16 protein-coding genes are annotated in these 18692 nt (G+C 74.1%); 6 read left to right on the top strand and 10 right to left on the bottom strand.

The genetic code is table 11. The features are described from left to right. Positions 1-12: 12 nt before the first annotated feature. The 5 genes from AC4OR8_RS16325 to AC4OR8_RS16345 form a co-directional block, all read right to left on the bottom strand. On the bottom strand, positions 13-1479 hold the full coding sequence (locus AC4OR8_RS16325) for a KamA family radical SAM protein (protein ID WP_492166645.1): 1467 nt from the start codon (positions 1477-1479) through the stop codon (positions 13-15). A 66-nt stretch (positions 1480-1545) separates the two neighbouring features. Beyond that, positions 1546-2178, bottom strand: coding sequence for a GNAT family N-acetyltransferase (locus tag AC4OR8_RS16330; protein WP_492166646.1), 633 nt, complete (start codon positions 2176-2178; stop codon positions 1546-1548). Continuing rightward, the gene (locus AC4OR8_RS16335; protein ID WP_492166647.1) at positions 2175-3806 is read right to left on the bottom strand and encodes an amidohydrolase; all 1632 of its coding nucleotides are present in this window, start codon (positions 3804-3806) and stop codon (positions 2175-2177) included. The genes AC4OR8_RS16330 and AC4OR8_RS16335 overlap by 4 nt, the downstream gene beginning before the upstream one ends. Then, entirely contained in the window at positions 3803-5263 is a 1461-nt protein-coding gene (locus tag AC4OR8_RS16340; RefSeq protein ID WP_492166648.1) for an AMP-binding protein, read from the bottom strand. The genes AC4OR8_RS16335 and AC4OR8_RS16340 overlap by 4 nt, the downstream gene beginning before the upstream one ends. Further along, positions 5256-6002 carry an enoyl-CoA hydratase/isomerase family protein gene (locus AC4OR8_RS16345; protein ID WP_492166649.1) on the bottom strand — a complete coding sequence of 249 codons (747 nt, stop codon included), beginning with the start codon at positions 6000-6002 and terminating at the stop codon, positions 5256-5258. Before AC4OR8_RS16345 ends, AC4OR8_RS16340 begins: the two co-directional genes overlap by 8 nt. 81 nt (positions 6003-6083) lie before the next feature. Here AC4OR8_RS16345 and AC4OR8_RS16350 point away from each other — a divergent pair, with 81 nt between their 5' ends. From AC4OR8_RS16350 to AC4OR8_RS16365, 4 genes are all read left to right on the top strand, one after another. Then, positions 6084-6758: a TetR/AcrR family transcriptional regulator gene (locus AC4OR8_RS16350; RefSeq protein WP_492166650.1), complete on the top strand. Its 675-nt coding sequence runs from the start codon at positions 6084-6086 to the stop codon at positions 6756-6758. Between the two features lie 348 nt (positions 6759-7106). Then, positions 7107-8690 carry an apolipoprotein N-acyltransferase gene (lnt, locus tag AC4OR8_RS16355; RefSeq protein WP_492166651.1) on the top strand — a complete coding sequence of 528 codons (1584 nt, stop codon included), beginning with the start codon at positions 7107-7109 and terminating at the stop codon, positions 8688-8690. Positions 8691-8697: 7 nt separating this feature from the next. Next, positions 8698-9504 carry a polyprenol monophosphomannose synthase gene (locus AC4OR8_RS16360; protein ID WP_492166652.1) on the top strand — a complete coding sequence of 269 codons (807 nt, stop codon included), beginning with the start codon at positions 8698-8700 and terminating at the stop codon, positions 9502-9504. Further along, positions 9501-10106 (top strand): FxsA family protein, encoded by a 606-nt coding sequence (locus AC4OR8_RS16365; protein WP_492166653.1) that lies wholly within the window; start codon positions 9501-9503, stop codon positions 10104-10106. Before AC4OR8_RS16360 ends, AC4OR8_RS16365 begins: the two co-directional genes overlap by 4 nt. Positions 10107-10137: 31 nt before the next feature. On the opposite strand, the gene AC4OR8_RS16370 is transcribed toward AC4OR8_RS16365, so the two are convergent. The 5 genes from AC4OR8_RS16370 to AC4OR8_RS16390 all read right to left on the bottom strand — a co-directional run bounded on the left by AC4OR8_RS16370 (position 10138) and on the right by AC4OR8_RS16390 (position 15784). Continuing rightward, entirely contained in the window at positions 10138-10524 is a 387-nt protein-coding gene (locus AC4OR8_RS16370) for an RNA polymerase-binding protein RbpA (protein ID WP_492166654.1), read from the bottom strand. Positions 10525-10743: 219 nt separating this feature from the next. Beyond that, positions 10744-12198 (bottom strand): MFS transporter, encoded by a 1455-nt coding sequence (locus AC4OR8_RS16375; protein ID WP_492166655.1) that lies wholly within the window; start codon positions 12196-12198, stop codon positions 10744-10746. Further along, positions 12195-13019 carry a glycerophosphodiester phosphodiesterase family protein gene (locus AC4OR8_RS16380; RefSeq protein WP_492166656.1) on the bottom strand — a complete coding sequence of 275 codons (825 nt, stop codon included), beginning with the start codon at positions 13017-13019 and terminating at the stop codon, positions 12195-12197. Before AC4OR8_RS16380 ends, AC4OR8_RS16375 begins: the two co-directional genes overlap by 4 nt. Positions 13020-13355: 336 nt before the next feature. Beyond that, the gene (locus tag AC4OR8_RS16385) at positions 13356-14255 is read right to left on the bottom strand and encodes a sulfotransferase family protein (protein WP_492166657.1); all 900 of its coding nucleotides are present in this window, start codon (positions 14253-14255) and stop codon (positions 13356-13358) included. A gap of 2 nt (positions 14256-14257) precedes the next feature. Beyond that, on the bottom strand, positions 14258-15784 hold the full coding sequence (locus AC4OR8_RS16390) for a UDP-N-acetylglucosamine 1-carboxyvinyltransferase (RefSeq protein ID WP_492166658.1): 1527 nt from the start codon (positions 15782-15784) through the stop codon (positions 14258-14260). A 104-nt stretch (positions 15785-15888) separates the two neighbouring features. On the opposite strand from AC4OR8_RS16390, the gene AC4OR8_RS16395 reads away from it, so the two are divergent. Together AC4OR8_RS16395 and AC4OR8_RS16400 are read left to right on the top strand one after the other, a co-directional pair. Then, complete coding sequence (locus tag AC4OR8_RS16395) at positions 15889-16920, top strand: zinc-dependent alcohol dehydrogenase family protein (protein WP_492166659.1); 1032 nt, start codon at positions 15889-15891, stop codon at positions 16918-16920. Positions 16921-17001: 81 nt separating this feature from the next. Next, complete coding sequence (locus tag AC4OR8_RS16400; protein WP_492166660.1) at positions 17002-18675, top strand: alkaline phosphatase D family protein; 1674 nt, start codon at positions 17002-17004, stop codon at positions 18673-18675. Positions 18676-18692 lie beyond the last annotated feature (17 nt).

Here is an 18692-nt window from a genome sequence, read left to right on the forward strand (position 1 = left end):
CCCGCAGCACCTTCACCACGCCTGGAGGGCAGCGGTACGGCGGGAGGCCTCGGCCATCTCGGCGGCCTTGAGGGCGGAGGTGTCGAGCTCGCCGTGCTCGGCCCACCACGCGCGGCCGGCCTCGGGGAGGGTGTGGATCGGGTCGTAGTACTCGAAGGTGCGGGTGAGGGCCTCGGGGTCGGTGGCCTCGATCGAGGTGCGGTAGTTCTTGGTCCAGTAGGAGATGCCGCGCTCGGTGTCGTAGTCGGCGAGCTGGTGGACCCAGCGCTTGCCGACGTAGGGCACGTCGCAGACGATGCGCGGGGTGGCGAAGCCGGGGAGGTAGCCCATGATGTGGTGCTGCAGCTTCTGGGCGTCGGCGACCGAGACCCGCCAGTGCTCCGAGAACGGGATCATGTCGCACATGTAGAAGTAGTAGGGCATGATCTGCGCGCCGTCGAGGAGGCGGAAGCACAGGTCGAGCAGCGCGTGCGGGTCGGCGTTGACGCCGTCGAGCAGCACCCCCTGGTTGCGCACGTCGCGCACGCCGGCGTCGAGCATCGCCCGCGTGGCCTCCGCGACCAGCGGGGTGATCGAGTTGGCGTGGTTGGCGTGGGTGTGGATGGCCAGCGACACCCCGCGGGCACGGGCGGTGGTCGCGACGCGCTCCATGCCGGTGCGCACGTCGTCCTGCAGCCAGTGCTGCGGGAGGCCCACCAGCGCCTTGGTGGCCAGGCGGATGTCGCGGACGTTCTCCACCTCGAGCACCGACATGAGGAACGCCTCGAGGCGCGGCCACGGCATGTTGGCGACGTCGCCGCCGGAGACCACCACGTCGCGCACCGACGGGGTACGGCGGATGTAGTCGAGCATGTCGCCGATGCGGTCGGCGGGCTTGCCGCCGAACTTCAGCTTCTCGATCACCGGGGTGGAGTTGCCGACCAGGTCCATCCGGGTGCAGTGGCCGCAGTACTGCGGGCACGTCGGCAGCAGCTCGGCGAGCACCTTGGTGGGGTAGCGGTGGGTGAGGCCCTCGGTGGCCCACATGTCGTGCTCGTGCAGCGAGTCGCGGGTCGCGTGGGGGTGGGAGGCCCAGTCGGTGCGGCGGTCGGAGAACACCGGGATCATGTAGTGGCGCACCGGGTCGGCGTAGAACGCGTCGGTCAGCGAGCCGGGGCCGGCCACGGGCTCGTGGGGCACCATCGTGTTCATCATCTGCGGCGGCACCAGCATCGACATGGTGGCCCGCTCGGCCTGGTCGCGCTCCAGGTCGGCGTAGAACCGCTCGTCGACCAGGTCGCCCAGCAGCTCTCGCAGCTGGCGCACGTTCTTCACGCAGTGCGCCCGCTGCCACTGCACCGACGCCCACTGCTCCGCGGTCACGTCGCGCCAGCCCGGGAAGCGGGTCCAGTCGGGCTCGACCAGCTCGACGCGGCGGTAGGGGTAGGGCTGCCCGGTGGTGTCCTCGACCAGGGAGGCGATGGACGTCTCGATGCTCATGGTGGGAGCGTAACGGGAGATCTTGCGGCGAGTCCAACGAAGCGCCGCAAGATCTCCGTCCCCTCGTCACCTGAGCCCGCTGGCCTCCAGCGTGCGTCGTACGGCGGACGCCTCGGTCGGCAGCCCGTAGCGCAGCCGGTAGACCGACTCCACCAGCCACCGCAGCGGTACGTCGGGCGCTGCGGCCCCCAGCGGGGCCTGCATCAGCAGCAGCCGCGGCGCGTGGCCGTCGTCGTGGGGCGGGAGGTAGTCGCGTACCGGCAGCAGCCGCCCGCCGAGGCGCTGGTAGAACACGATGCGCCGCTGGTGCTCCTCGGCGAGGTCGTCGGGCAGGCCGGGCTCGTCGGGGTCCTCCACGTCCCACACCAGCCGGGTGCGCCCCTCGGCGGCGAGCAGGGCGGTGAGGTCGCGCCACAGCGCCGACCCGACGCCGGCGCCGCGCCGGCCCACCGCGTAGTAGCGCAGGAACGTCAGCCCCGTGTCGGCAGCGGGGTCCACCACCTCCGCGCCCGGGTCGACCAGGTCGCGCACCAGCGCCAGCCCGGCCGGCCCGTCGTCGTCGACGCGCACCAGCATCCGGTCGACCAGCAGGTCGTCGAACGGCGCGCGCAGGTCGTCGGGGAAGGCGCCGTCGTAGATCGCGCGCACCGCGTCGACGTCCGCGGCCGAGAGCCGGTCCAGCGGCACCAGCGGGCTCACGCCGACCACACCCGCTCGCCGTCGACGTAGGTCGCCAGCACCTCGACGTCGCGCAGCCGCGCGGGGTCGACGGTGGCGGGGTCGTCGGAGAGCACGGCGAGGTCGGCCAGCTTGCCGAGACCCAGCGTGCCGCGGGTGGCCTCGGCGTGGGAGGCGTGCGCGGAGCCGTGGGTCCAGGCCACCAGGGCCTCCAGGCCGGTCACGGCCTCCTCGGGCCCGCATGGGAGGCCGCCGTCGGTGAGCCGGTTGACCATGTCGTGCATGCCCTTGAGCGGCGCGCCGTCGACCACGGGCCGGTCGGAGCTCCCGGGCAGGACGATGCCGGCGTCGAGCAGGGTGCGGCCGCGGTAGGCCCATCCCGACCGCTCGGGGCCGAGCGCGCGCAGCATGCCGTCACCGATCTCCCCGACGAAGCGGCCCTGGGGGACCGGCACGACCCCCAGCGCAGCGGCCCGGGCGACCTGGTCGGGCCGGGACACCCCGAAGTGCTCCACCCGATGGCGTACGTCGGGGCGCGGCCAGCGCCGCTGGGCCTCCTCGTAGGCGTCGAGCACCAGGTCGATGGCGGCGTCGCCGATCGCGTGCGCCGCCACCCGCCACCCGGAGCGGTGGGCATCGATGATCCGCCGCCGCAGGGCGTCGGCGTCGCCCTGGAGGTAGCCCCGCTCGCCGGGGGTGTCGGCGAAGTCGTCGCACATCGCGGCGGTGTGCCCGATCAGCGAGCCGTCGGAGAAGACCTTGACCGGGCCGAGCCGCAGCCGGTCGTCGCCGAGGCCGGTGCGGATGCCGAGGTCGAGGCCGACGGGGATGTCGTCGTCGGCGTGCGCGGCCACGGGGTGCAGCACGTCGGCGGCGACCATCAGCTCCACCCGCACGGGCAGCCGGCCCTGCTCTCGGGCGCGCTGGTAGGCCGCCACCTCGACCGGGCTCTTGCCGATCCAGCCACCGCCGACGCCGGCCTCCACCACGCTGGTGACGCCCTGGGTGAGGAACACCTGCCCGGCGCGCTCGATCGCGTCGACGAGGGTGTCGACGGGGTAGGGGAGCACCAGGCGGTTGAGCAGCTGCTGGGCCTGCTCCTGCAGCAGCCCGGTGGGGCGGCCCGCGGCGTCGGTGACCACGAGCCCCCCGGGCACGTCGGTGGGCGCCTCGGCCAGGCCGAGGTCGGCCAGCACCGCCGAGCTCACCACGCACATGTGGCCCGAGGTGTGACGCAGCCAGACCCGCCGGCCGCCGGCGGCGCGGTCGAGGGCGTCGCGCTCGGGGTGGGCGCCGACCTTGTTCTCGTCGTACCCCGCCCCGACCACCCACTCGTCGGGGCCGAGCGTCGCCGCGCGAGCGGCGACGGCGGCGTAGAGGGCGTCGAGCGAGGGCACCCGCAGGTCGACCTCGGCCAGGCTCAGGCCGAACCACGCCATGTGGTTGTGGGCGTCGTGGAAGCCGGGCACGACGACGGCGCCGTCGAGGTCCACCACCTCGCGCGCCGCCACGTCGTGGTGGGCCACCACCCGGCCGCCGAGCACCGCCAGCGCCGGCACCACCTCGGAACGTCCCGGGCCCTCCAGCGTGCGCACCCGCGCGTTGCGCAGCAGCAGGTCGGCCTGCAGGTCTCCCCGTGCCGCGGTCACGGCGTGGCCCCCCGCAGCGCCGACTTCTCCACCCGCTGCGACGCGGTCATCGGCAGCTCGGTGCGCAGCTCCCACCACCGCGGGACCTTGAAGCGGGCGAGCCGCTCCTCGCACCACGCACCGAGGACGTCGCCCAGCGTGGCCGCGTCGAGACCGGGCGCCACGACGTAGGCCTTGACCTCCTCGCCGCGCACCTCGTCGGGCACCCCGACCACCGCGGCCAGGCGCACCTCGGGGTGGGCCATCAGCACCTCCTCGACCTCGTGGGCGGCGATGTTCTCGCCGCTGCGGCGGATCATGTCCTTCATCCGCCCGGCGAGGTAGACCCGGCCCTCGTCGTCGAGGCGGGCGAGGTCACCCGTGGGGAACCAGCCGTCGGCGTCGAAGGGGGAGGGGTGGCCGAGGTAGCCGTCCAGCATCCCCGGCCCGCGCAGCCACAGCTGGCCGCCGTCGTCCAGGCGCACCTCGCGGTGGCCGGCCGGTCGACCCAGGCAGCCGGTGCCGACGAGCGCGTCGTGCTCCTCGGCCCCGACCCGGATGTCGGCGCCGGTCTCGGTCATCCCGAACGCCTCGAACCAGCCCACGCCCCAGCGCTCCTCGAGCTCGGCGTGGCGCGTCGGCGGGATGGCCGAGCACTGCACCGCCCGCACCCGGTGCTCGCGGTCCAGCGGGTCGGGCGGCATCCGCAGCAGCAGGGTCGGCATCGAGGCGAGGCAGTAGAAGTAGGTGACGCCGTGGGCGCGCACCCGCGACCAGAACGTCGAGGGGTGGAAGCCGTCGAGCGCGACGAGGTGGGCGCCGGCCAGCAGCGCGGTCGCGACGTTCCACTGCGGGTCGACGTAGTGGAACGGCTGCGCGGTGAGCATCACGTCGTCGGCGTCTAGGTGGGGGAACTCGCCGGTCATCGAGCCCGCCAGCGTCGTCCAGTAGGCGTGGGGGAGCAGGCAGCCCTTGGGCCGGCCGGTGGTGCCGGAGGTGTACTGCACGTTGGCGGTGGCCGACGCCGGCACGACGCCCTGCGCGAACGGCCCCGCCGTGGCCGCGGCCGCGTCGAGGTCGCGTACGTCGAGGAGCTCGGGCGGGGCGTCGAGGCCGCGCAGCACGGCGTCGTGCGGCGCGGTGGTCAGCGCCAGCGCCACCCCGGCGTCGGCGAGCACGTGGGCGGCGTCGGCGGAGCGGTAGCGCACGTTGAGCGGCACGATCGCCGCCCCGAGCCGGCCCAGCGCCAGCCAGGCAGTGGGGAAGTCGGCGGTGTTGTCGAGCACCACCGCGACCCGGTCGCCTGCGCCGACCCCCCGCTCGCGCAGCACCTGCGCCCACCGGGCGGTGCGGTCGGCGACCTCGGCGAAGCTCGTCGTGGTGGCCGCGCCGTCGGCGTCCTCGAAGGTCCACGCGGGGCGCTCGGGCCAGCGCTCGGCGGCGCGGACGACGAGGTCGGGCAGTGACGGCTCAGCCACGGCCGAACGCCTCGCGCGGGGCGTCGCCCTCGCCGGAGAGGGACGTGAGGATCGCGTGGTCGACCTCGCGGGCCATCGCCTCCTCCAGCGTGGCGTCGAGGCCGAGGTCGATGACCTGCTTGGCCAGGCTCACCGACAGCGGGGGGCGCTCGGCCACGCGCCGGGCGAGGTCGAGGGCGACGTCCTCGTGGGTGCCGCTCGGCACCGCGCGCGCCACCAGCCCCATGGCCGCGGCCTGCGCGCCGGAGACCCGCTCGCCGAGCAGCAGCAGCTCCTTGGCGCGCGCCCACCCGACCAGCAGCGGCAGCAGCCGCGACACCCCGCCGGTCACGCTGAGCCCCACCCCGACCTCGGGGAACCCGAACGACGCGTCGTCGGCCGCCACCACCACGTCGCAGGCCAGCGCGAACTCCGCTCCTGCGCCGAGGGCGTAGCCGTGGACGGCGCCGATCACCGGGCCGGGGAAGCGGCGCACCAGGCGGGTGACGTCCTGGATGGCCTCGAGGCGGGCCCGGGTCTGCAGCACCGTCTCCTGCGGCACGGGCTCCTTCAGGTCGTGCCCGGCGCAGAACGCGCGCCCGCGCCCCGCCAGCACCACCGCGCGGGCGCCGTCGTCCTCGGCGCGGCGCAGGGCGGCGACCAGCGCGTCGGTGAGGGCGGGTACGACGGCGTTGAGCCGCTCGGGGCGCGCGAGGTGCACCTGCGCCACCGCCCCGTCGTAGTGGTAGTCGACGCTCACGGGCGTGGCCTCCTGCTATCGTCACGGTTGCCGATCGATCGATCGATCGATCGGGTCGCACGCTACCAGCCGGGAGGCACCGTGCCCGAGCCGAGCGAGCCGGTCGAGCCGACCGGGCAGCGCGTACGACGCGCTGCGCTCGAGCTGTTCGCCGAGCGCGGCTACCACGGCACCGGCATCCGCCAGCTCGCGGAGCGAGCCGGGCTGTCGTCGGCCTCGCTCTACCACCACATGGGCTCGAAGGAGGACCTGCTGGTCGAGCTGATGCGCGAGAGCCTCACCCGTCTCGTCGACGACGCCGAGCAGGTGGCCGCCACCCACGCCGACCCGCTGGCCCGCCTGGTCACCCTGGTGCGGGTGCACGTCACCAGCCACGGCGAGCGGCCGCTGGAGACCCGGGTCGTCGACGGTGAGGTCGGTGCGCTCGCCGGGCCCGCCCGTGCCGAGGTGGTCGCGCTGCGCGACCGCTACGAGGCGGTGTGGGCGCGCGCGATCGACGAGGGAGTCGCCTCGGGGCGGCTCGGCGTGGCCTCGCCGGCCGTCGCCCGACGCGCGCTGCTGGAGATGTGCAGCGGCGTGGCGCGGTGGTACGACGCCGCCGGGCCGACCCCGCTGGCGCAGCTCGCCGAGCAGTACGCCGACATGGGCCTGGCCCTGCTCGGCGTGCCTGCCACACGACGTCGGCGCGTCGTCGGCGACACGCCGGGCCGCGAAGGGAAAGGCGCGGGAAATCTCGCGCCGGACGCGACCCGCTGACCTGCGGCTTCGCGCGTCTGCGCAGGTCAGCCCCCGGTTGACACCCCCTGGGCGGGAGAGTGAGTGTGTGCCGTCCGCTCGCGCAGGTCGTGGCCGGCGAACCGACGTCCGAGTGGCCGTGTCGGAGGGTGGGGGCGCCAGCCACCTGTCCGACACTGTTCGCGGAGGTCGGTCCGCTCCACGGGAACGGACACGGAAGGACCCCGGCCCCCCTAGACAACAGCCCGGCTTCGGCAGCCGGTCGTTCCCGGGTTGGACCGAAGGGTTCCGGGGTCCTTCCGTCCCTCTGCCGACCCGCTGTCGCCGTGCCCCCGGGTCCCGGCCGACCCCGCCCCGTACCGTTGGGGTGTGCTGATCCGGAGCGTGGCCGCCGTCGCGGCGGGCGTCGTGCTGTCGCTGGCCCACGAGCCGGTGGCCCTCCCCGTGCTGCTCCCGTTCGCCCTCGCCGCCTTCTTCGCCCTGGCCCACGGCCGCACGGCCCGCGCCGGGTCCGTCGTCGGGCTGGCCTTCGGGCTGGGGTTCTTCGTGGCCCACCTGTTCTGGCTGCGGGCCGTGGCGGTGCCGGCGTGGCTCGGGCTCGCGCTGCTGGAGGCGCTGTTCGTGGGCGTCGCGGGCGCGGTCGTGGCCCGGCTGTCCACCTCGCCCCGCACGCGGGGCACCTGGCCGCTGTGGGCCGCGGCGACGTGGGTGGCGGTCGAGGTGCTGCGCAGCGGCTCGCCGTTCAGCGGCCTGCCGTGGGGCCGGCTCGCCTTCGCCGTGGTGGACACCCCGGTGGCCCCCGCGCTGCCGTACGTCGGCATGGTCGGTGTCAGCCTGCTGCTGGCGCTGCTCGCCGCGCTGCTGGCCGGGGTCGTGGTGACCACCGGACGCACCCGGCTGCTGACCGGGGGCGGGCTGCTCGCGCTGGTCGTCGTGGCGGCCGTGCCGGCCCTGGCGCCGTACGACGCCGGCGCGGAGGACCCCGCCACCGCGGAGGACAGCGCGACGATCGCCGCGGTGCAGGGCGACGTGCCGGGTCCCCTGGGCAACGACGTGCTCTACGACTTCCGCCAGGTCACCGAGAACCACGTGCAGGCCACCGTCGACCTCGCCGAGGCCGTCGAGGCCGGGGAGCGGCCCGCCCCCGACCTCGTGCTGTGGCCGGAGAACTCCACCGCCGTCGACCCCTTCACCGACGCCACCACCAACGCCGGCATCGAGCGGGCGGTCGAGGCGATCGGGGTGCCGGTGCTGGTCGGCGCGCTCGTCGACGACGGGCCGGAGCACGTGCTGAACCAGGGCATCGTGTGGGACCCCGACACCGGGCCGGGCGAGCGCTACACGAAGTGGCACCCGGTGGCGTACGGCGAGTACATCCCGTTCCGCTCCGTGCTGGACGTCAACTTCGGCGACCTCGCCCGCATCCAGCGCGACATGCTGCCCGGCTCCCGCGAGGAGCCGCTGAGCGTGGCGGGCGTGCAGCTGGCCGACGCGATCTGCTTCGACGTCGCCTTCGACGACGGGATCCACGCCCAGGTCGCCCGCGGCGCGGAGATGCTGGTGGTGCAGACCTCCAACGCGACGTTCATCCAGACCGACCAGATCGACCAGCAGTTCGCGATCAGCCGGCTGCGCGCCGTCGAGACCGGCCGGTGGACCACGGTGGCGTCCACCAACGGTGTCTCGGGGGTGATCTCGCCCACCGGGGAGGTCGTCGAGACCGTCGACCCCCGCACCACCGCGGTGCTGGTGGCCGAGGTGGGCCTCACCGACACCGTCACCCCGGCCGTGCGCCTCGGGCCCTGGGTGGGTCGGCTGTGCACCGTCGCGACGCTCCTCGGTCTCCTGGCGGCCGTCCTGCCGTACCGTCGTCGGTCCACACTCACGCACCGCACCACCAGCACCACCCCCACCGAGGGCGCGCCCGCGCTCGTCGGACCCACGAGCGAATGAGGGACGCATGAGCATCGCCGGACTCGGCCGTGTCGTCATGGTCATCCCGACCTACAACGAGGCCGAGAACCTCACCTGGATCGTCGGGCGGCTGCGCCAGGCGCAGCCCGGCGTCGACGTCCTGGTCGTCGACGACGGCTCGCCCGACGGCACCGGTGACCTCGCCGACGCGCTGGCCGCCGCCGACCCGCAGGTCGCCGTGGTGCACCGCACCACCAAGGAGGGCCTGGGTGCGGCCTACCTCCACGGGTTCCGGGTGGCCCTCGACGCCGGCTACGACGTGATCGGCGAGATGGACGCCGACGGCTCCCACCAGCCTGAGCAGCTGCACCGGCTGCTCGACGCGCTGCACGACGCCGACCTGGTGATCGGCTCGCGCTGGGTGCCCGGCGGCTCCGTGGTCAACTGGCCCTGGCACCGCCAGGCGCTCTCGCGCGGCGGCAACCTCTACGTGCGGCTGCTGCTCGGCATCGGGGTGCGCGACGCCACCGCCGGCTTCCGCCTCTTCCGGCGCACGACGCTGGAGAAGATCGACCTCGCCGCCGTGCTGTCGACGGGCTACGTCTTCCAGACCGACCTGGCCTCGCGCACGCTGCGGGCCGGGCTGCGGGTGCGCGAGGTGCCGATCGAGTTCGTCGAGCGGGTGCGTGGCGACTCCAAGATGAGCGGCTCCGTGGCCACCGAGTCGCTGCGCCTGGTCACCGTGTGGGGGCTCAAGGAGCGCCGGCGCCAGGTGCGCGACTCCCTGCGCCGACGCCGCGCCACCGCCACGACGAGCGCCCCGGGCGGCACCCGGGTCGGCGGACCACGGTGAGCCAGTCCGTGGGCGGCCCCGGCGGCCCTGGCGGTGCCGTCCCGGCGCGGCGGCGCCGTCCGGTGGCGCTGCTGCTGGTGGTGCTGTTCGTGGTCGTGCCGCTCGCGGAGATCTACGTGCTCATCCAGGTCGGCCAGGTCATCGGCATCGGCTGGACGCTGGTGCTGCTCGTGCTCGACAGCATCCTGGGCGGCTGGCTGATCCGCCACGAGGGGGCACGGGCGTGGCGGGCGCTGCGCACGACCCTGGAGGCCGGCCGGATGCCGGCGCGCGAGATCGCCGACGGCGCCCTGGTGGTGCTGGGCGGCACGCTGATGCTGAGCCCCGGGTTCGTCACCGACGCCCTCGGCATCCTGCTCATCCTGCCGTTCACCCGCCCGTTCTTCCGCGGGATGCTCACCACCGCGCTCGGACGGCGGCTGGTCGCGGCTCCGGGTCCCGGCGGGCTGGGCGGTCTTGGCTTCGGGGTGCCCGGTCGCTTCGGCACCGCTGCCGGCGGTCCCGGCGGTTTCGGGCCCGGCGGGGCGACCCCTGGAGACGCACGACGCCCCGGACCGGGGCAGGGGCCGGTGGTCCGGGGCGAGGTCGTCGACGACGAGTAGTCGCCGGGCGGGTCAGGTCGAGCCGATCGGCTCAGGCGCTGGCCTGACGCTTCTTGGCGTTCGCGCGGTGCAGGTGGGCCGGGCCGATCTCGCCACCGCGCAGCAGCTCGAGACGCTCCTTGAGGATGTCCTCGAGCTCCTTCTCGGAGCGGCGCTCGAGCAGCATGTCCCAGTGCGTGCGGACGGGCTTCTCGGCCTTGACCTCCTTCTCGATGCCGGCGGTGCTCAGCGCCTCGGCGCCGCAGCGGGGGCACTCCCACACCGCCGGGATGTCGGCCTCGACCGACATGGTGATCTCGAAGCCGTGGCCCTGCGGGCAGCGGTAGCCCACCTGCTGCCGAGCCGCGAACTCGATGCCGCGCTCGTCCTCGAAGCTCTGTCCTCCGAGTCGCGCTCCGCGCAACGTCCGCTCAGCCATGAGGCACCTCCAGTTCCTTGTCCCCGGGTTGTCGACGAGGGACCAGCGGCACGGCGGTGCTGCCATGGGCCGCGGGAACGCAAGCGGCCTTCCGATGCCGGACCCTCGAAGTGATCAACGGTACCGAGGGGTGCAACATTCCGGAAACCGTCGGCGACCACCCGGCGACCGGTGGTCACCGGTGGGCTCGCCGGCAGGCGCGCCACCCGGTCGGGCCGCTCAGGACCGCCCAGCACGAAGCAGCGCGCCCGGCACCGTGTTGCCGGCCTCCTCGATCCCGCGGCGGGGATCGAGGCGCAGCAGGAAGAACCCGCCCAGCACGAAGAACACGATGAGGGCGAAGAGCGCCGGGCGGTAGGAGCCGGTGAGCTGGAAGACCACGCCGAACAGCAGCGTGCCGAACCACGACGTCCCGCGCTCGGCGGCGTTGTAGAGCGCGAAGTACTCGCCCTCGCGGCCGCGGGGGATGAGCAGGCTGAAGAACGAGCGCGACAGCGCCTGGGTGCCGCCCATCACGATCGCGATCGCCGCGCCGGCGACCACGAAGAGCACGACGTTCTCGGCCGGCAGGAAGAAGGCGCCGACCACGATCGCCATCCACCCCACGGTGCCCCACAGCAGGCAGCGGTAGGCGCCGTGGGTCTGGGCCAGGCGGCCGAAGAGCAGCGCGCCCCCGAAGGCGATGAACTGGATCATCAAGATGGTGGCGATCAGCACCGACTGGCCCAGCCCGAGCTCCTTGGCGCCGTACGTCGACGCGCTGGCGATCACGGTCTGGATGCCGTCGTTGTAGAACAGGTAGGCCACCAGGAACGTCAGCGTCATCGGGTAGGAGCGCATCTCGCGCAGCGTGGTCCACAGCTGGCCGAAGCTGCGCTGCACCAGCGTGCCCTCGCGGCGCTCGCCGTCGGGCACCCGCGGCTCCACGTCGCGCAGCCGCAGGTAGGGGATGATCGTGAACCCGGCCCACCACAGCGCCGCGGAGAGCATCGACAGCCGCACCGCCAGCTCGGTGCTGATGCCGAACGCGTCGTGGCCCAGCACGACCACCAGGTTGAGCAGGAGCAGCAGCCCGCCGCCGAGGTAGCCGAACGCCCAGGCGCGCGACGACACCCGGTCGCGCTCCTCGGTGGTCGAGACGTCGACCAGGATCGCGTAGTAGCTCACCAGCGAGCAGCCGCCGAAGATGCTGGCCAGCACCACCGCCACGGCGCCGACCTGCCAGTTGTCGCCGGTCATGAAGAACAGCGCCGCGCCGCACGCCGCGCCGGCCCACGCGAAGAACGCCATGTTGCGCTTCTTGTGCGCCGAGCGGTCGACGTAGGCGCCCACCAGCGGCAGCACGAACGCGCTGGCGATGGTGGCGAAGGTGGTCAGGTACGCCGGCAGCGACCCGGCCGCGAGGTCGAGCCCGAGCACGCTGACGGTGCGGTCGCAGGTCTCGTCGGGGTCGGTGCAGCCGGCGGCGCGCCCGGCCACGGTGATCATGTACGGCGCGAACAGAACGGTCAGCACCGAGGTGTAGAACGCGGAGTTGGCCCAGTCGTACCAGCTCCAGGCCCGCTGCTGGCGGCGCCGGTCGTCGGCCGCGGCGAGCGGCGACAGGTCGGCGACGCCGCGCGGCGGGCCCGTGCCCGGGCCCGGCGGCGGGGTGGTCGGCGGGGTGGTGCTCACTGCTGCTCCCTCCAGCGGCCGGCCTCGACCAGCCGCTGGCGCAGCAGGTCGGTCCGGTCGGTCATGATCCCGTCGACACCCAGGTCGATCAGCTCGGTCATCTCGGCGGGGTCGTCGACGACCCAGACGTGCACCTGGACGCCGGCGGCGTGCGCGCGCCGCACCAGCCCGCGGGTCACCACCGGCACCCGCAGCCGGCCCAGCCGGCGCTCGTGCGGCACCTGCAGGGCCGCGACGTGGCGACCGGTGAGCAGGTCGGCGAGCCGCGCGCTCGGGCACAGCGCCCAGACCGCGGTCTCCAAGGGGTCGGCCGACGTGGCGACCTGCCCGTGGGTGAGCCGCCGGAACCGGCGCAGCCGCGAGGGGGAGAACGACCCCACCAGCACCCGGTCGTGCTCGCCGCGCTCCTCCACGAACGCGGCCAGGGCCTCGACCGCACCGTCGGACTTGAGGTCGATGTTGAACCGGGCACCCGGCAGCGCGTCCAGCAGCTCCGCCAGCAGCGGCACCTGCTCGCGCCCACCCACCCGCGCCCGGCGCACCTCGGCCAGCGTGATGGCGGCGATCTCGCCGCGCGCGTCGCTGACGCGGTCGAGCGAGCGGTCGTGGAAGGCCAGCAGCGCGCCGTCGGCGGTGACGTGCACGTCGGTCTCGAGGTAGCGGTAGCCCAGCGCGTAGGCGTGGCGGAACGCCGCCAGCGTGTTCTCCAGGCCCTCGAGCTCCGGGTGGAACGCCCCGCCGCGGTGGGCGAAGGCGAGCACGCCCCCCGGCACGCCCCCGCTCAGGTACGGCGCCGGGCGGGGCAGGACGCGACGGCTCACGGCCGAAGTATGCCGTCGCCCGCCGCTGCCCGCGACGGGGCTCGCCTGGTGGTGGGTGGCGCGGGTTTCACCGGATGTCCGGTGAAACCCTAGGTTGTCGGCCGAAGCCTCGGTCGACAACCAAGGGTATGCCCCGACCGGTGTGACCCGTGGGGCCGAGGTGACTGGGCGGGCCGGGCGGGCTGGGTGGGCTGCGGGGACGCGTCGGTGCCGTTCGCTCGTGGGGTACGCCGCCGAGGTCCGACGGTGTGCGCGGGTCGGACGGTCGGCCCGGTCCCTGCGCTGCTCGACCGGCGCGATTGCGCTGCTGGGGCAGTGACCGCGCCGAGCGGAGCCTCAGCCGCGCAGGCCCGCCTTGCGGGCCAGGCGGGTGGCGACGTCGGCGGGGTCGAGGTCGCCGGCGAGCAGGCGGCTGGTGGTCCAGCCCGACACGTCGAGGCCCGACTGGGCGGCGAAGTCGGGCAGGTCGTCGGCGTAGGCCTCGGCCAGCACCGCGACGTCGGCGGCGGTGGGGGCCGCGGCGTCGAGGTCGGTGGCCGAGCGGTTGGCCACGACCGGCTCCGGCGGCCGTCGGTAGGGCGCCAGCCCGAGGAAGTCGACGACGCGCGCGGCGGTGGCCTGCTGGTCACCGACCACGTCGGCGAAGTCGAGGAGCAGCAGCTGCTCGGGGGCGAACAGGCCCCGGGCGCGGCGCAGCTGGGCGCCGTACCGGCCGCGGGCCACGATGCTGAGCTGACGCACCCGGCTGGTGCGCCACTCCGCGGGGCGGGCGGTGAGCAGGTCGAGGTGGCGGCCGCGCTCGACGAGCTCGCCGAAGCCGAGGCGGCGCGCCGGGGGAGTGCGCTCCCAGGTCATCGTCCACTGCGAGAACGCGCGCTCCACCGGGTCGCGGAAGCTGACCACCAGCCGCGCGTCGGGCCGGTGGGCGGCCAGCCGGTCGAGAGCACCGGGCCAGAAGAAGTACGACGGCGTCGCGTCGACCGCGAGGCGGGCGGCCGGCTGCCGCGGCACCACGTGGTAGGCCGACAGGTCCGGCGCGGTCCAGTCGCGCCGGTCGTCGTCGAAGACGTGCCACTCCTTGGTGCCGGACGCCGCGACCTGGCGGTGGCGCGCCAGCAGCGCGTAGAGGGTGCTGGTGCCGGCCTTCTGCACGCCGGCCACGAAGGCCGTGAACGGCAGCTGCTGCGGCGCCCCCAACGGGGACGCCGCAGCAGCGGGCGGGACGGGCGGGGTCACGCTCAGATGTCGCGGAAGGTCTCGATCGAGGCGCCCAGGGTGTTCAGGCGCTCGGCGAGGTCCTCGTAGCCGCGGTGGATGACGTAGGTCGAGCGCAGCACCGAGGTGCCCTTCGAGGCCAGCATCGCCAGCAGGATCACCACGGCCGGACGCAGCGCGGGCGGGCAGACGATCTCGGTGCCGGAGAAGTGGGTGGGCCCCTCGATCATCACGCGGTGGGGGTCGAGCAGCTTGACCGACGCCCCGAGCTTGGTGAGCTCGGTGAGGTAGATCGCCCGGTTCTCGTAGACCCAGTCGTGCAGCAGCGTCTGGCCGGTGGCCACCGCCGCGATGACCGCGAAGAACGGCAGGTTGTCGATGTTGAGGCCCGGGAACGGCATCGGGTGGATCTTGTCCAGCGGGGCGCGCAGCTCGGAGGCCTCGGTGGTGACGTCGACGAGGCGGGTGTGGCCGTTGCGGGCGACGTACTCCTCGGTGCGGGAGTAGCGGAAGCCCATCTCCTCCAGCGTGGCGAGCTCGATCTCGAGGAACTCGATCGGCACCCGCTGGATCGTGATCGACGACTTCGTGACGATCGCCGCGGCGAGCAGCGACATCGCCTCGATGGGGTCCTCGGCCGGGGCGTAGTCGACGTCGACGTCGATGACCTCGCAGCCGGTCACGGTCAGGGTGGTCGTGCCGACGCCCTCGACGGTGACGCCGAGGCGCTGCAGGTAGAAGCAGAGGTCCTGGACCATGTAGTTCGACGAGGCGTTGCGGATGACGGTGGTGCCGGGGTGCAGCGCGGCGGCCATCAGCGCGTTCTCGGTGACGGTGTCGCCGCGCTCGGTGAGCACGATCGGGCGACCCGGCTCGACGGAGCGGTCGACGCGGGCGTGGTACATCCCGTCGGTGGCGGTGACCTCGAGGCCGAAGGGGCGCAGCGCCGACATGTGCGGCTCCACGGTGCGGGTGCCGAGGTTGCAGCCGCCGGCGTACGGCAGCTCGAAGGTCTCCGCGCGGTGCAGCAGCGGGCCGAGGAACATGATGACCGAGCGGGTACGACGCGCCGCGGTCTCGTCGACGGCGTCGAGGCGCAGCTCGCGCGGCGGGATGATCTCGAGGTCGTTGTCGGCGTTGAGCCACCGGGTCTGCACGCCGAGGCTGCCGAGCACCTCGAGGAGCCGGTTGACCTCCTCGATGCGCGCGACCTTGCGCAGGGTGGTGCGGCCCCGGTTGAGCAGCGTGGCGCACAGCAGCGCGACGCCGGCGTTCTTCGAGGTCTTCACCTCGATGCTGCCGGTCAGCGTGGTCGGCCCGCTCACCCGCAGGTGGGTGGGCCCGGCGCCCAGGGCGACGATCTCGGAGTCGAGCGCGGCCCCGATGCGGGCCAGCATCTCCAGCGAGAGGTTCTGGTGACCCTTCTCGATGCGGTTGATGGCGCTCTGGCTGGTGGACAGCAGGTCGGCCAGCTGGTGCTGCGTCAGTCCGCGGTGCTTGCGCGCGTCGCGGATCAGGTTGCCGATGCGGCCCTTGTATCCCTCACTCATGCCCCCACGGTAACTCACATGTGAGATATGGACGCAACGCGCGTCTCCCGCGTGTCTGCGGCTCCCGCCCCCGCGGCGACCGGGGGGCTGCGAGGATCGGTGGCATGCGCGCCACCACCATCCACGCCCCCCGTGACATCCGCGTCGAGGAGGTCCCCGACGCCCGCCTGCAACGTCCCACCGACGCGGTCGTGCGGGTCACCACCGGCTGCATCTGCGGCTCCGACCTGTGGCCCTACCGCGGGGAGAACCCCGTGACGGCCGGCTCCACCATCGGCCACGAGTGCATCGGCGTCGTGGAGGAGGTCGGGCCCGAGGTCTCGCGGGTGCGGGTCGGCGACTTCGTCGTCGTGCCGTTCGACCACTGCGACGGCACCTGCGCCCACTGCCTCGCCGGCGTGCAGTCGGCCTGCGTGGAGCTGTCGATGACCACCAGCGGCCAGGCCGAGCTCGCCCGTGTCGGGCACGCCGACGGCAGCCTGGTGCGCGTCGACGGCGTGCTCGGCGACGGCCGTCCCGACCCGGCGCTGGTGCCCTCGTTGATGGCGCTCTCCGACGTGATGCCCACCGGGTGGCACGCCGCGGTGGCCGCCGGGGTGCGCGAGGGCGGCACCGCCGTCGTCGTCGGCGACGGCGCCGTCGGGCTGTGCGGTGTGCTGGCCGCCTCGGTGATGGGGGCCGAGAAGGTCGTGGTGATGTCGCGCCACGAGTCGCGCCAGCGCCTCGCGACCACCTTCGGCGCCACCCACGTCGTGGCCACCCGCGGCGAGGAGGGCGAGGCCGAGGTCATGGAGATCACCGGCGGTGTCGGCGCCGACGCCGTGCTCGAGTGCGTCGGCACCGACCAGTCGATGCGTACGGCGTTCACCGTGGCCCGCCCCGGGTCGACCGTGGGGTTCGTGGGGGTGCCGCACGGCGTCGAGCTGCCGGTGCGCCGGATGTTCGGGCGCAACGTCGGCCTCGCCGGCGGCATGGCGCCGGTGCGCCGCTACCTGCCCGAGCTGCTCGACCTGGTGCTCGCCGGGCGCATCGACCCCGGGCTGGTCTTCGACCTCGCCCTGCCGCTGGACCAGGCCGCCGAGGGCTACGCCGCCATGGACGAGCGCCGCGCGATCAAGGTGCTGCTCGAGCCGTGACCGGGCGACCGCCCACGCCCCCGGCCCCCCGGGAGTAGCGTCTCCCGCGGAACGGCCCGCACGGGTCGGCTGGGAGGACGCATGACCGAGCTCGTGCTGGGACCGCTGCTGCGCTACGTCGACGAGACGTCGGCCACCGTGTGGGTGGAGACCTCCGGGTCGACCCACGTGGAGGTCACGACGACCACCGAGGGCGGTGCCCCCGGCCCGACCGCCGGGGCGCGCACGTGGCGCGTGCACGGCCACCACTACGCCCTGGTCGAGCTCACCGGCCTCGGGCCGGGCTCCACCACCAGCTACGAGGTGCGCCTCGACGAGGGCGTCGTGTGGCCGCCCGCCGACGCCGCCCAGGCCGACTCGGCGGTCTCGACGCTGCTCGAGGGCCGGCCGCTGCACATGGTGTTCGGCTCCTGCCGGGTCTCGGTGCCGCACGACGCGGAGCACCACGCGAGCTTCGGCGTCGACGCCCTGCGCACCCTCGGCATGCACCTGGTGCGCCACCCCGACGAGCGCCGCCCCGACCTGATCCTGTTCCTCGGCGACCAGGTCTACGCCGACGAGACCTCGGAGGCGATGCGCGACTTCATCGCCGCGCGCCGTGACCCCGACGAGGACCCGGGCTGGGAGCTGCAGGACTACGAGGAGTACGCCGAGCTGTACCGGCTGGCGTGGAGCGACCCGGCCAACCGGTGGCTGCTGTCCACCGTGCCGAGCGCGATGATCTTCGACGACCACGACATCCGCGACGACTGGAACACCAGCGTGAAGTGGCGCCAGGACATGGCGGCGACGACGTGGTGGAAGGGCCGCATCGTGGGCGGGCTGGCGTCGTACTGGGTCTACCAGCACCTCGGCAACCTCGGTGCCGAGGAGCGCGCCGCCGACCGCGTGTGGCAGCGCATCGCCACCCACGAGGGGCCCGACGAGCTCGACCTCACCCAGGTGCTCGACGAGCTGGCCGACCTCGCCGACCGCGAGCCGCACACCTACCGGTGGAGCCACTCCCGCGAGATCGGCACCCAGGCCCGCCTCGTCGTGGTCGACTCCCGGGCCGCGCGGGTGCTCGAGCCCGAGCTGCGCTCGATCATCGACGACGACGAGATGGCCTGGCTCGACACGCAGATGCGCGGCGACGTCGACCACCTGCTGATCGGCACGTCGCTGCCCTACCTGATGGCGCCCGGGCTGCACCACACCGAGGCGCTCGTGGAGTCGGTGGCCGAGGGCGCGTGGGGCCGGCTGCCGGCGCTGGTGGCCGAGAAGGTGCGCCGCGCCGTGGACGTCGAGCACTGGCCGGCGTTCCAGTCGGGCTTCCGCACCGTGGGCCTGATGGTGCGCGAGGTGGCCGCCGGCGAGCGCGGCCGCGCCCCGCAGACCGTCACCTTCCTCTCCGGCGACGTGCACCACAGCTACCTCGCCCGCGCCTGGGCCGATCCGGCGTCCGGCGTGGCGATGCGCAGCCGGGTGGTGCAGGCGGTCTGCTCACCGATCCGCAACCCGCTGCCGGCGTTCATGAAGGCGACGTTCAGCATCGGGGTCAAGGGCCAGGCCCGCCCGCGCGGCTGGCTCCTCGGACGGCGGGTGCTGCGCTCGCCGCTGCACTGGAAGGTCACCGACGGGCCCTGGTTCGCCAACCTCCTGGCGACCCTGGACGTGCGCCCCGGGGGGCTGGAGATCTCCTGGTCGACCGGCGAGGTGCGCTCCGGCGACCACGACCGGCCGGTGTGGCGCGAGGTGGCCTCGGTCGAGGTCTGAGCGCCCGACCGCGCCCG

The organism is Nocardioides sp. FY1077, from assembly GCF_058681775.1.

Coding starts and splice junctions, on each gene's coding strand:
- AC4OR8_RS16360 (WP_492166652.1), top strand. CDS start 8,698: ATGAGCATCGCCGGACTCGGCCGTGTCGTCATGGTCATCCCGACCTAC.
- AC4OR8_RS16395 (WP_492166659.1), top strand. CDS start 15,889: ATGCGCGCCACCACCATCCACGCCCCCCGTGACATCCGCGTCGAGGAG.
- AC4OR8_RS16370 (WP_492166654.1), bottom strand. CDS start 10,524: ATGGCTGAGCGGACGTTGCGCGGAGCGCGACTCGGAGGACAGAGCTTC.
- AC4OR8_RS16400 (WP_492166660.1), top strand. CDS start 17,002: ATGACCGAGCTCGTGCTGGGACCGCTGCTGCGCTACGTCGACGAGACG.
- AC4OR8_RS16325 (WP_492166645.1), bottom strand. CDS start 1,479: ATGAGCATCGAGACGTCCATCGCCTCCCTGGTCGAGGACACCACCGGG.
- AC4OR8_RS16390 (WP_492166658.1), bottom strand. CDS start 15,784: ATGAGTGAGGGATACAAGGGCCGCATCGGCAACCTGATCCGCGACGCG.